Consider the following 12,740-nt stretch of genomic DNA (forward strand, 5'->3'; position numbering starts at 1 on the left):
CGGATTATGAGCCCAGCACCTCGGCGGCGGTTCCGGTGGAGACGACACGCCCGGCGTTGATCCGCACAACGCGCAATGCGAGGCGGCGCACTTCTTCGACATTGTGGGTGACGTAAACGATCGGCACTGCGAGCTCGTCACGGATCCGCTCTATCAGGCTCATGATCTCACTGCGGCGCGCATCGTCGAGTGCGGCCAGCGGTTCGTCCATCAGCAGGATGCGCGGCGAGGATAACAGGGCCCGCGCCAACGCAACGCGATGCCTTTCGCCGCCCGAGAGCGTCGCCGGGCGCCGCTTCATCAGTGATCCGATGCCGAGAACTTCGACGATCACTTCAAGCGGAAGGCCTTGATCGTGCGTGCGGGTGAACCATTGTCCGAACTTGATGTTCTGCTGGACCGTCAAATGCGGAAAGAGTTGCGCGTCCTGAAAAACCACTCCGACGCGGCGCCGGTGCATCGGGATGAAGATCCCGGCCTCAGTATCCGTCAACACGTTACCCGCAACGACGATACGCCCGCGAGCGGGGCGCTGGACGCCGGCAATCAAATTGAGAATGCTTGTCTTACCCGAGCCCGAGGGGCCGAACAGCGCGGTCAGCGCGCTGTTGCTTTCGAAGTCAACATCGAGGGTGAAATCCGGCCGCCTTTGCAAAGCCCGGACGCTGAGCAGTGATTGCTTTTCCTTCATTCGAATACGGCAATGCGCCTTTGAATGCGGCGGTTCAACACTTCCGACAGGATGAGCGCCACCATGGCGATGACGATCGAAACGCACGATAGCCGAAGTGCTTCCGACTCGCCCCCTGGAACTTGCGTAAAGGTGTAGATCGCCGACGGGATCGTCTGCGTCTCGCCGGGGATGTTCGAGACGAACGTGATCGTCGCGCCGAATTCGCCCAACGCCTTTGCAAAACACAGAATTGCGCCGACCAAAACGCCGGGAAGAGCCAGCGGCAACGTCACGAGAAGGAAGGTCCAGTATGGGTTGGCGCCGAGCGTACCGGCGGCCGTCTCGAGCCGCCGGTCAATCGCTTCGAATGAAAGCCGTATCGCTCGCAGCATCAAGGGGAAACCCATGACGCCGCAAGCGAGTGCTGCGCCTGTCCACCGAAACGAAAACGTGATGCCGAAGAGGTCGTAAATTCCCTTTCCGAGCACACCTTGCTTGCCGAATGCCAGCAACAAAAAGTATCCCGTTACGACGGGCGGCAAGACGAGTGGCAGGTGCAGAAAACCGTCAAGGATGATCTTGCCTGGAAAGCGCCAGCGCGCCAGCGCGTAGGCGGCGAGAAGCGCAACCGGAAGACCGACCAGCGTTCCGACGGTGGCGACGCGTAGACTGAGCTCGATCGCCATCCACGCATCGGGAGAAAATCCAAACACTGACCCGCCTTTCGGTTTCTGCGCTTTCCGTGGTTCGACAGCGCTATTTGGCGATCGTGAACCCTTGCTTCGTGAAGAATGCCTGCGCTTCGGGAGACTTCAGATAGTCAATGAAAGCCTTGGCCGCATCGCCGTTCTTCGTCGCGCCGACAACGGCAACCGGATAGATGATCGGCGGGTGCGTGTCTTCGGGGAAGATGTCGACAATCTTAACTTTGGGTTCGGCGGTTGCATCGGTCTCGTAAACAATGCCGAGCGGCGCCTCACCCAGCGCTACGAGCGCAAGCGCTGCACGCACGTTGTCGGCCTGGGCGACTTTCGGTTCGACTGCGCTCCATACACCGAGCTTTTCGAGAGCGGCCGAGCCATACTTGCCGGCCGGAACCGACTTCACGTTCGCCATGGCGAGATGATTGTTGCCGAGTGCTTCGGCGAGCCGGAAATCCTTGCCGATCTTCAGGGAAACCGTGCTCGACTGCGGCGCGATCAAAACGAGCCGATTGCCCAGGAGGTTGCTGCGCGTATCGTCCTTGATGAGCTTCGCCTTTTGAACGTAGTCCATCCAATCGAGGTCGGCAGAAACGAAGATGTCGGCTGGCGCGCCCTGCTCGATCTGTTTCGCAAGCGCGGACGATGCGGCGTAGGAGATTACGGCTTTATTGCCCGTGCTCTTTTCATATGCCGCGGCCGCGCCGTCCAAAGCGTTCTTGAGGCTGGCCGCCGCAAAGATCGTGACCGTGGTCGTGTCTGTCTTCTGGGCCTGAGCCTCGACGAAAAGCGCCGAGACCAGCATCATTCCAGCTAGAGCAATCTTGAGCGATAGACGCGAAAAATTCAACGCTGCCTGCATTGCGGACAGTTCCCCGTATTGATTTCGATATAGCCGACAGGATATCTAGCTCCCGAGCGTTTGCAACGGGCTGTTTGAAGGTCTGCGGCCTGCCGCGCGTGACACATTGCCGGGAAATGACAGCCGGCACCCGGCGCACCCGATCCGGCGTCCGTTAGAAGCGTTCTTTATGACTATTAAAGCGGCGACGGCCCGGCGTTGCCGTCGCTAGACGATTGCCTTCGCCGCGCCTGGGGGCTGAGACAGGAGGACTGCAAGCTGCTTCAAGGCATGAAGAAGCGCGTCACGATCGGGTGCGACGCCGAGCGACAGCCGCAGCGCTTCTGGCTCCTTCGGGCCGATGGCGAAGGCGGCTCCCGGAACAACCGAGATTCCCAGGCGACCTGCATGTTCGACAAAATTGGTGGCACGCCATTGAGGCGGCATGCGCATCCAGATGTGTGAGGCGCATTTATCCGAAGCAACCTGCGCGCCGCCGAGCGCCGTCTTTGCGAGCTTTTGACGGGCGATGTTTTCTTCGCGGATTGCGAGGGCGACATCATCCAGGATGCCGGTCGCGATCCAACGCGATGCAAGCGCCGCATTCAACGGCGGCACCATGAGGTTGACGGCCCTGATGACAGCTGCAAGCCGCGTCGCCTCAGCCGCGCTTGGCGCAACCACATAGGCAATGCGCAAAGCAGGACTTGCGCATTTCGATAACGTCGCGATGTGCCAAGTGATGTCCGGCGCCAAAGCCGCAATTGGCGTCAACGGATCGCTTTGCAGCGACGAATAGGGATCATCTTCGATGATCGTCACGTTGTACCTGCGTGCGATCGCGACGATTTCGTGCCGCCGCTCTTCCGATAACGTCGCCGTCGTCGGATTGTCTATCGCGGGTATGACGTAGAGAAGTTTTGGCGGCGCAGTCGCGCAGCACGCTTCGAACGACTGCGGATCGATGCCCTGCTCGTCCATCTCCAATGGCCTGAGCCTGAACCCGCGCTGCTGGGCGATGGCTTTCAGGCCGGGATAGGTTACAAAACCTGCAGCAATGGAATCTCCCGGCGACGCGAGACATTCGCAGATTGCAAAAAGCGCGTTTTGAGCGCCATTGGTCAGAACGATCGACGCCGGCTTCACGTCGGGAATACGCTGTCTCAGCCACACTGCGGCTGCGGCCCGATCGGACTCGCTGCCCGTGCTCTCCTGATAATGAAGGTTCAGCATCCCGCCCTCCTCAGAGAGGAGATTGGCGATGGTTTCGGGAATGAGGCGCTTGAGGTTGGCGGCCGCCGGCTGGGGCGGGATATTCATGCTGAGGTCGACGGCCGGCGTTGAGGCGGCGCCCAGCATACGGCCGTCGTCTATGCGCCGTCGAATGAAGGTGCCACGTCCGGCATTTGCCTCGACGAGGCCCCGGCGCCGCGCCTCGTTGAATGCGCGCGTGACGGTCGTCAGATCGACACCGAGGATTTCCGCAATCATTCGCTGCGGCGGCAGCCGGTCACCGGGCTGAATGCGTCCCGACTTCAGGTCGATCTCGATGGCTTCGACGATGCCTCGATATTTGAGCTGTCCGCCCGCCGCTAACCAGGGCTCCCAAGATGACATAGCTGGAGGGTTCTCCTTCGATGATCCATACATTAAATAACATGTATGGCCATGCAGGGATAGGGATATTCTACCGGTCCGATTGTGAAGCGGAATATTTTATCGTAAGCCTCTGATATCGCCTTATAATGTCGCGAAAATCGCCATTATGGCGCAGGACGCATACAATGCTTTTCCCGCCTGCAAAGTTGCCATACAATACCCAGACATCAGTTAACGAAAGGAAACATCATGTGCGGGGAACATAAGTGGCCGAAACTATCTCCGCTGAAGACGGGGATACGCGGCCTCTGCCCCCGATGCGGCAAGGGCAAAATCTTCGACGGCTTTCTGACGCTCAAGAAGGAATGCCCAGCCTGCGGACTAAGCTTGTCATTCGCCGATCCGGCGGATGGTCCTGCGTTTTTCGTGATCTGCTTTGCGTGCATCCCCAGTGCGGCGTTTGCCTGCTGGTTCGAGGTCGCCTACGGGCCTCCATTCTGGATGCACTTGCTGACCAGCTTCCCCATCATCCTGCTGACGTGCATTCCGCCGCTCAGGCCATTGAAGGGCTGGCTCGTCAATAGCCAATATTTCCACAAGGCCGAGGAAGGCCGTCTCGTCTTCGACAAACGAGAACAGCTGCGTCAACGCCAGGCCAGCACCTAGCTGCGGTCGCTCTCTTCCCGTTGGGTCAATGGCATCGGCCGCCTATATTACGGCCGATGCCGAGACGAGTGGATCCACGTCCGACCATACTGCTGACCGGGTTCGGTCCTTTTCCCGGCGTTCCGATGAACGCTTCGGGCGAACTCGCCCATAAGCTCGCGCGGACTGCGCGCAGAGTTCTTCCAGACTTTTGCTTCACCGTCGCAGTCCTTCCGACGGAGTGGAACAGAGCGCCCCGACTCATCGCCAACTTGCATGAGCGCCACCGGCCCCTTCTTGCCTTGCACTTCGGCGTCGCCGGAGCGGCAAAGACCATTCGGCTCGAGACTGAAGCGGCGAACTTTTGCCGAGCGGCTCCCGACGCAGCAGGCACGCTCCCCGCCGCGGCGCAATTGGCGGAGGATGGTCCTGCGGTACGCCGATCGTCGATCGCCGCTCCGACGATCGCTGCGGCGTTGAACGCGAAAGGCTACCCCTCGTCCATTTCGAACGACGCCGGCGGCTATCTCTGCAATGCCGTCCTCTATCACTCACTGGCGGCGGCGGAGGCGCGAGGAGATCACCGCGTGGGATTCGTACATATCCCTCAGGATCTTTCCGAGCCACCGCTCGACATGACGGCCGTGTCGGCGGCGGCGCTCGAGATCATCAAAATCGCGCTCGATACGGCTACAGAGAAGACTTTGTTAACCCTGGTTTAACGACTCTCGCGGCTCGCTCATTTCGTTGCTTTTGCGCGATGCAAAGCGGGGAACGGGAAGCCGCCATGACCTTCGATCGTCGTTCCGTCTTGGGAGCCGGGCTTGGACTGGGCGCTGCGGCGACAGTCGTTCACGCCGCAGACAAGCGCCCGGTTACGTCTCCCGGCACCCCACCTGCTGCCGCGAGCGATCTTGCGCCTCGCCTCGTACCCAACGACGTCCAGGACCAGACAGCGGCGCTGCAGGCTATCATCGACGCTGCGGCCAAAGCGGACACGCCGGTCATCCTGCCGTCCGGGACTTTCATCGTCAGCGACCTCAAACTTCGCATGGGAACGCGGCTCATCGGCAGCGCCCGGGCGACGATCCTCGCCTACGGCGGCGGCGACGCCTTCGTGACGGCAGACAACACCGACGGTCTCGCTATCAAGGGCATCGTGTTCGACTGCGCCTATAAGACGTTCGACAGGACGCGCGCGGATGGCGCCGTCACGATCTCGCGTTCCAAGGATCTCCGCCTGAGCGAACTCGAAATCCGCAACAGTGCCGCCAACGGGCTTTCGCTCTTCGCGTGCGGCGGACATATCAACGACGTCACGATAACGGGCGCCCTCGACGCCGGGTTGAAGAGCCTCGACGCCGTTGGGATCGACATCAAAGGCAACACGATCTCGGACTGCGGGAACAACGGCATTCTCGTCTGGCGATCTGCACCGGGCGAAGACGGCTCCATCGTTTCCGGCAATCGCATCTCGAAAATTCGCAGCGCTTCGGGCGGCACGGGCGAATACGGGAACGGCATCAACGTGTTTCGCGCCGGCAGCGTACTCGTCAGCGGCAACCGCATTTCGGACTGCGCGTACACGGCCGTCCGAGGCAATTCCGCCTCGAATATCCAGATCATCGCCAACAGTTGCGAGCGGCTCGGCGAGGTTGCTCTCTACGCCGAATTCGGGTTCCAGGGCGCCATCATTGCAAACAATGTCGTCGATACCGCGGCGACGGGCATTTCGGTGACGAATTTCAATGAGGGCGGCCGCCTTGCCGTCATTCAAGGCAACCTCATTCGCAACCTCTTCCGGCGCGAACAGGAACCGCAAGACAAGCGCGGCGAGGGCATCGGCGTCGAGGCCGATGCGGTGGTCTCCGGTAATACCATTGAGAACGCGCCGACCGTCGGCATTCAGATCGGCTGGGGGTCGTTCATGCGAGACGTTGCGGCGACCGGGAACGTCATTCGCCATGCGCGCGTCGGCATATCGGTTACCGGCGCGGGCGACGCTGGGAAATGCCTCATCGCGAACAATCTGATTTCGAACGCCCAGGACGGCGCCATCCGTGAAATGGAATTCGGCAAGATGACGGGGCCGGATCTCATCGATCGGCAGGGCGCCAGCAATCGCGTGCAGCTCGCGGGCAACATCGCCGTTTAACGGCAACGGGCGGCGGAAAAGCGCGCCGCGTAGTTCGATCGATTTTTTGACTGGGTTTCTTCTTAGGGCTGGCCCGGCCAAGGGGAAGACGGGGGGATGTCTTGGGGCTTGGCCGGGCTCAGCAGGTTCTGGTGTTGCACGGGGGGAAGTGTCATCACCAGCTTGAGGACACACTAGCCCGACAAAGATGAACTCATTCTGAACGTGGGATTAAAAAGTCGCAACGTTCAGTTGTCTGAAACCTCCCAATTGAATCAACGGGTTTTTCGTGTTGCAGCGGCGGAAGCTGCAAAAGCCACGGTCGAATCAGGCTAGCGTCCCGGCATCGACGTTCTGAGCACAGGTTTTCCCGATGCCGGCCACTGCCGAGCCGCTTTCCCTGCCCTTTTCGCCAGTTGCAGATAACGACATGGCGAAGGCGCGCGCGACGCTCGAAGAGGTGTTCGGATACAAGGGCTTTCGGTCGCTTCAGAGCGACATTATCGCGACGCTGCTTTCCGGCCGCGATTGCCTGGCACTGATGCCGACCGGCGGCGGTAAATCGCTCTGCTATCAGATTCCGGCTCTCATTCGGGGCGGCACCGGCATCGTCGTCTCGCCACTCATCGCGTTGATGCAGGATCAGGTCGATGCGCTGCTCGACCTCGGCGTCAAGGCAGCCTTTCTCAACTCGACGCAGGATCGGGCGACGCAGGACAAGATCGAGCGTCAATTCGCAGCCGGTGCGCTCGATCTTCTGTACGTCGCGCCGGAACGGCTGGTGCAGGATCGCACGCTCAATCTCTTCGAGCGCAGCGATATTGCGATTTTCGCGATCGACGAGGCGCACTGCGTTTCGCAATGGGGACATGACTTCCGGCCGGAGTATCGCCAGCTCAAGGTTCTCGCGAAGCGGTTCCCGAACGTGCCGCGCGTCGCGCTGACGGCTACCGCCGACGAACGCACGCGCCAGGATATCATCTCGGAGCTGTCGCTTGAAAATGCGGCTTGCTTCATTGCGAGCTTCGACCGGCCGAACATTCGCTACACCATCGCGGAACTCGGCAGCTTGAGCGCGAAAGAGAAGCTTTGGCAGTTCATCGAAACCGAACATCCAACGGACGCGGGGATCGTCTATTGTCTCTCGCGCAAGTCGGTCGAAGAAACGGCCGCTTGGCTATCGTCGAAGGGGCGTAAAGCGCTCGCCTATCACGCGGGTCTCGATGCGCCGATCCGTGCTGCCGCGCAGACGAAATTTCTGTCCGAAGACGGCCTCATCATCGTTGCGACGATTGCCTTCGGCATGGGCATCGACAAGCCGGACGTGCGCTTCGTCGCGCATCTCAATCTGCCGAAGTCGATCGAGTCCTACTATCAGGAGACGGGCCGCGCGGGGCGCGACGGCGAAGCCGCCAACGCCTGGATGGCGTACGGTTTTCAGGACATCGTGCAGCTTCGGCAATGGATTTCACAATCCGAAGGCGCGGATGCGTTCAAGAAGGTTCAGCGTCAAAAGCTCGATGCGCTGATCGGGCTTGCCGAGATGCCCGGTTGCCGACGGCAAGCGCTGCTCGCGTATTTCGGCGAAACGCGGCCCGAGCCTTGCGGCAACTGCGATAACTGCCTCAACCCGCCACATACGGAAGACGGCTCGGTCCTCGCGCAGAAAGCGCTCTCGGCGGTTTATCGCACGGGCCAGCGGTTCGGCGTCACGTATCTTGCCGACGTCTTGGGCGGCAGCGCCGACGAACGGATCATCCGCAACGGTCACGACCGGCTCACCGTCTACGGCATCGGCAAAGATGTTCCGCAGGCGACGTGGAAGGGGCTTTTCCGTCAGCTCACCGCGCAAGGGTATCTCAGCATCGATGACGAGGGCATGGGCTCGCTCGTTCTGACGGAACGGGCGCGGCCGCTGCTCCGCGGCGAAGAGCGTTTCCTTTTGCGCGTGACGCGGCAAGTTTCGAAGGGCTCGAAGCGCGCTGCGTCCGCGGCGGCATCGCGGGTGGCGCGCGAGAACCAGCCGCTGTTCGACGCGCTTCGGGCTCTCCGGCAGAAGCTCGCGGCATCGGCGAAGCTTCCTCCTTACGTTGTCGCTCAGGACAAGACGCTGATCGAGCTTGCTGAAAAGCAGCCGACGACGGAAAGCGCGCTCCACGACATTCTCGGCCTCGGCGCCAGCAAGATCGCGCGTTATGGCGTGGCTTTCCTCGACGTCATCGGGCAATTCAAGAAGCATCCGGCGCTCAACAACAGGCTGTCCGCGACCGTGAACGCGACGCTCGCTGCGCACTTACGCGGTCTCGATGCAGAGGCGATCGCCGCTGAGCGAAGCCTCGAGATATCGACCGTCTATGGCCATCTGGCGGAGGCGATCGAAGCCGGACTGATCACGGCTGAGGACGCGTTGAAGCTCGACGCCGCGGATTACGACGAGATCGAAGAGGCATTCGAACGATGCCAAACGCGTGAGACGGGCAAGCTTGGCCCCGCTTTTTCGGCGCTCGGCGGACGCTACGATTACGGCATCCTGAAATGCCACCTCGCCGATAGCGTGTGAGGCTTGCTGAGGACCGTACCGCAAACCGCGTCATCCCGGCGAAGGCCGGGATCTGTTCAAGCCTGAAATTTGCGATCAGCGTTAGTTTGGGCGGATCCCCGCCTGCGCGGGGATGACGTTGAGGAGGCGGCAGCAGCGCGCCTTCAGCTACGCGCGCGACGCAGCTTTCGCCGGAACGGATGCCGATAGTTTCGCCGTGAGCTCGGCGCAGATCTTCTCGAACTCCGGCGTCCAAGCGGCGGCGTTCGAGGCGCACAGGTTCGCCTGCGATTTCAGAATGACACCGTCGTCGAGTATTTTTAGGCCGTTGGCGCGCAGCGTTTCGCCAGTCGTGGTTATGTCGACGATCAGCTCGGCCATGCCTGCCGCCGGTGCGCCTTCCGTTGCGCCCGCACTCTCGATGATGCGGTAGTCGCCGAAACCTTTGGAGCCGAAAAACCGCCGCGTCAGGTTCACGTATTTCGTGGCGACGCGCGGCCACCGTCCATGCAGACGGCGGAACGGCAGCGCGATGTCCTCGAGGTCGTGCACCGTCGCAACGTCAACCCAGCACGCCGGCACCGCCACGATCACGTCGGCGAAGCCGAAGCCGAGCGCCTGCAAGAACCGTATGCGGGTCGCTGCGTCAGAAATGTTCTCGCGGATCAGATCTTCGCCCGTGATGCCGAGGTGCACGCTTCCCGCCTTCAGGGCGGCCGCGATCTCGCCCGACGAAACGTAGGCGACGTCGATATCCGGAAGCCCGTCGATTTCGCCGCGATAGCCGCGCACGTGACCGACCTTGCGCACGACCAATCCGGCGCGCGCAAACATATCGGTCGTCTGCTCCATCAAGCGGCCCTTCGAGGGTATCGCGAGTGTGAGCTTGCTCATTGCGCCCCCTTGACGGTCGCTGCGAGCAGACGCTCGGAATGGATGGCGGCACCGACGGCCGGAACTTCGACTTGCGCTCCGGCGACGCGCATCAGCCCGTCGTACCGGCCGCCGTTGGCGATGGGGCTTTTCGCGTCAAGGCACGACGAATTCACTTCGAAAACCAACCCTGAGTAATAGGCGAGCGTGCGACCGAATTCGGCCGAAAACGTTACGCGACTGAGATCGATGCCCGCGTTGGCAAGGAGGGCGAGACGCCGGTCGTAAGTTTCCAAAGCCGCGCCCGCACCGTTCTTCGCGCCTTTAAGGAGAGCTGCGATTTTTTCGCCGGCCGTGGTCGCCGGACCCGTGACGCCGACATAGCGTTCGATCAACTCGATGGCGCTCGCGTCGAGAGGCTTTTCCTGGCGATCCTCAGCGATCACCATCAGGTGTTCCGTGATGTCTGCGAGCGAGCGCGTGCCGAGCAGCTCGATTGCATTTTCTTCGAGATAGACGGCGACTGCGGCTTCGCTCTTTTCCCATTCGTCGCGCCGCACGGCAGAAAGCAATTCTTCCGGGACGCCGGGAGACTCAACGCGCGCGGCCGACGCGAAGTCTTTCAGGGCATTGCGAAACGAGAGCGGCTTCAGGAACGCATCGTCGAGTCGCTTTTTCCAATTCGGAGAGACGTCGGCCGCGTCGAGAACGCTCGAGAACAATCCGAGGTCGCCGAGCTTCAGCGTCCAGTCCTTGAGGCCGACTTTTTCGATTGCCTTGACGACGATGGCGACCGTTTCCGCTTCGGCTGCTTCGCGCGCCTTGTCGCCGAAACGCTCGATGCCGGCCTGGCGAAATTCGCGCGGGTGCGAAGCCGTCGCGCCTTGCGGCTGAAAGCGGAATGCGGGGCCGTTATAGCAATAGCGTGCCGTCGTCGCCGGATCGGCGTGGCGTTCCAAGTGGAGGCGGCACGTCGGCACCGTGATGTCCGGCCGGAGGCACAGCTCCGCGCCGTCCTGGTCGGTGAAGACATACGTCCGCGCGCGCAAGCTTTCGCCGATGACGTCGAGGAAGACGTCAGCCGGTTGAATGATGGAGGGCGCAACGGCCTCGTAGCCGGCTTTGGTGAAAACCGACATCAACGTCTGCGCTTGCGCTGCCAGCGCCTCGAGATTCCGCGTCGTCTCCACGGTCATGATCTAGGCCTCATGCCGCTTGATGAGCTTGTGAACTTCCTGGATGAGGTTTGCCTCGGAGACGGAGAACTGCGCCGGGCGCGCCTCCTTCCATTCTTTATTGTCCTTGATCGCGGCGGCGGCTTTCGCGCCTTCGATCAGGTCCTTGATCGTCACCTCGCCTTTGGCGCGCTCGTCCGAACCTTGGATGATGACGCACGGGCTGTTGCGCTTATCTGCATATTTCATCTGCGCCTTCATGCCGGACGAGCCGAGGTACATCTCCGCGCGGACGCCGGCGTTGCGGAGCGCTTGCGTCATTTTCTGGTAGGTTGCGATCTCGCCCTTATCCATGACGAGGACCACGACGGGGCCGAGAGCTTTCGCTTTCTTGTCGCCGATCAGAGACAGCGCCGCCTGCAGGCGCGATACGCCGATCGAGAAGCCAGTTGCCGGGACTTTTTCGCCCGTGAAGCGCGCGACGAGATCGTCATAACGGCCGCCGCCGCCGACGGAACCGAAGCGCACGGGCCTGCCGTCATCGTCTTTGACCTCGAAGGTCAGCTCCGCTTCAAAGACGGGGCCGGTGTAGTATTCGAGGCCGCGGACGACCGTCTGATCGAGGCGGATGCGATTTTCGTCGTATCCGGCGGCGGCGCAGATCTCCTTGAGCTTCAAGAGATCTTCGACTCCGGACTTGAATGCAGGGTTATCGGTGTTCGAGGCGATGGGCCGTTCGAGGAAGCCAATGACTTCCATCGTCTGCGCGGGTGTCAGATCGGCCCCTTTCGTGAAGTCGCCGCTTTCATCCTTGCGGCCCTTTCCGAGCAACTGGGAAACGCCCTCGATACCAAGGCGATCGAGCTTGTCGACGGCGCGCAGAACGGTCAGACGGCGCCCGGCATTTTCTTCGCCGTCGAGACCGGCGGCACTCAACAGTCCGTCGAGAAGCTTGCGGCTTGAGACCTTGATCACGTAGTCGCCGCGCTTCACGCCGAGGGCTTCGAGCGTATCGGCGGCGAGCATGCACATCTCGGCATCGGCTGCGACGCCTTCTGCTCCGACCGTATCGGCGTCGAACTGCATGAACTGGCGGAAGCGGCCCGGGCCCGGCTTTTCGTTGCGGTAGACGTTGCCGAACGCATAACGGCGGAACGGCTTCGGCAGGAATTGGAAATTCTGAGCGACGTAGCGGGCGAGCGGCGCGGTCAGGTCGTAGCGCAGGCTCATCCATTGCTCGTCCTCGTCCTGGAACGAGAAGACGCCGGCGTTGGGGCGGTCCTGGTCGGGGAGGAATTTGCCGAGCGCGTCGGTGTACTCGATCGCGGGCGTCTCGAGCGCTTCGAAGCCGTAGCGCTCGTAGACCTCACGGATCTTACCCGTCATGTCGTTGAGGCCCCGGAGTTCCGCCGCCTCGATATCGCGGAAGCCTTTGGCGAGGCGCGCCTCGGGGCGCGTGCTTGTATTCACTTTGGACATGAGGATGTTGGGGACCAGACCGCAAATAGAAAAGTTGCCGTGACACCTTACGGCGCCCGGCGTGCGAGCCCGCCTTATATC

General features: G+C 61.5%; 10 protein-coding genes and 1 pseudogene. 4 read left to right on the forward strand and 7 right to left on the reverse strand.

Annotation, left to right across the window (positions count from 1 at the left end):
• Positions 1 to 4 precede the first annotated feature (4 nt).
• From modC to BM399_RS12700, 4 genes are all read right to left on the reverse strand, one after another.
• Positions 5 to 691 carry a molybdenum ABC transporter ATP-binding protein gene (gene modC / locus BM399_RS12685; RefSeq protein WP_092868030.1) on the reverse strand — a complete coding sequence of 229 codons (687 nt, stop codon included), beginning with the start codon at positions 689 to 691 and terminating at the stop codon, positions 5 to 7.
• Positions 688 to 1,386, reverse strand: a complete 699-nt coding sequence (modB, locus tag BM399_RS12690) for a molybdate ABC transporter permease subunit (protein ID WP_092868031.1) — start codon at positions 1,384 to 1,386, stop codon at positions 688 to 690. Before modB ends, modC begins: the two co-directional genes overlap by 4 nt.
• Before the next feature lie 43 nt (positions 1,387 to 1,429).
• Entirely contained in the window at positions 1,430 to 2,236 is an 807-nt protein-coding gene (modA, locus tag BM399_RS12695; protein WP_092868032.1) for a molybdate ABC transporter substrate-binding protein, read from the reverse strand.
• A gap of 207 nt (positions 2,237 to 2,443) precedes the next feature.
• Positions 2,444 to 3,832: an aminotransferase-like domain-containing protein gene (locus tag BM399_RS12700; protein ID WP_092868033.1), complete on the reverse strand. Its 1,389-nt coding sequence runs from the start codon at positions 3,830 to 3,832 to the stop codon at positions 2,444 to 2,446.
• Positions 3,833 to 4,063: 231 nt separating this feature from the next.
• Between BM399_RS12700 and BM399_RS12705 the strand changes: the two genes are divergently transcribed.
• From BM399_RS12705 to recQ, 4 genes are all read left to right on the forward strand, one after another.
• Positions 4,064 to 4,480, forward strand: a complete 417-nt coding sequence (locus tag BM399_RS12705) for a DUF983 domain-containing protein (RefSeq protein WP_092868034.1) — start codon at positions 4,064 to 4,066, stop codon at positions 4,478 to 4,480.
• A gap of 68 nt (positions 4,481 to 4,548) precedes the next feature.
• The gene (locus BM399_RS12710; protein WP_244531214.1) at positions 4,549 to 5,181 is read left to right on the forward strand and encodes a pyroglutamyl-peptidase I; all 633 of its coding nucleotides are present in this window, start codon (positions 4,549 to 4,551) and stop codon (positions 5,179 to 5,181) included.
• 65 nt (positions 5,182 to 5,246) lie between these two features.
• A complete protein-coding gene (locus BM399_RS12715; RefSeq protein ID WP_092868227.1) occupies positions 5,247 to 6,614 on the forward strand; it encodes a TIGR03808 family TAT-translocated repetitive protein in 1,368 nt (455 codons plus the stop codon).
• 352 nt (positions 6,615 to 6,966) lie between these two features.
• Positions 6,967 to 9,153 (forward strand): DNA helicase RecQ, encoded by a 2,187-nt coding sequence (gene recQ / locus BM399_RS12720; protein ID WP_092868036.1) that lies wholly within the window; start codon positions 6,967 to 6,969, stop codon positions 9,151 to 9,153.
• A 222-nt stretch (positions 9,154 to 9,375) separates the two neighbouring features.
• Here recQ and hisG read toward each other — a convergent pair.
• From hisG to hisS, 3 genes and pseudogenes are all read right to left on the reverse strand, one after another.
• A pseudogene (gene hisG / locus BM399_RS12725) lies at positions 9,376 to 10,026 on the reverse strand (ATP phosphoribosyltransferase); the annotation flags it as partial.
• A complete protein-coding gene (locus BM399_RS12730; RefSeq protein WP_092868038.1) occupies positions 10,023 to 11,201 on the reverse strand; it encodes an ATP phosphoribosyltransferase regulatory subunit in 1,179 nt (392 codons plus the stop codon). The gene BM399_RS12730 and the pseudogene hisG, both read right to left, overlap by 4 nt.
• 3 nt (positions 11,202 to 11,204) lie before the next feature.
• Positions 11,205 to 12,659 carry a histidine--tRNA ligase gene (gene hisS, locus BM399_RS12735; RefSeq protein WP_092868039.1) on the reverse strand — a complete coding sequence of 485 codons (1,455 nt, stop codon included), beginning with the start codon at positions 12,657 to 12,659 and terminating at the stop codon, positions 11,205 to 11,207.
• Positions 12,660 to 12,740 lie beyond the last annotated feature (81 nt).

This window comes from Hyphomicrobium facile, from assembly GCF_900116175.1.
Classification (GTDB): Bacteria; Pseudomonadota; Alphaproteobacteria; order Rhizobiales; family Hyphomicrobiaceae; genus Hyphomicrobium_B; species Hyphomicrobium_B facile.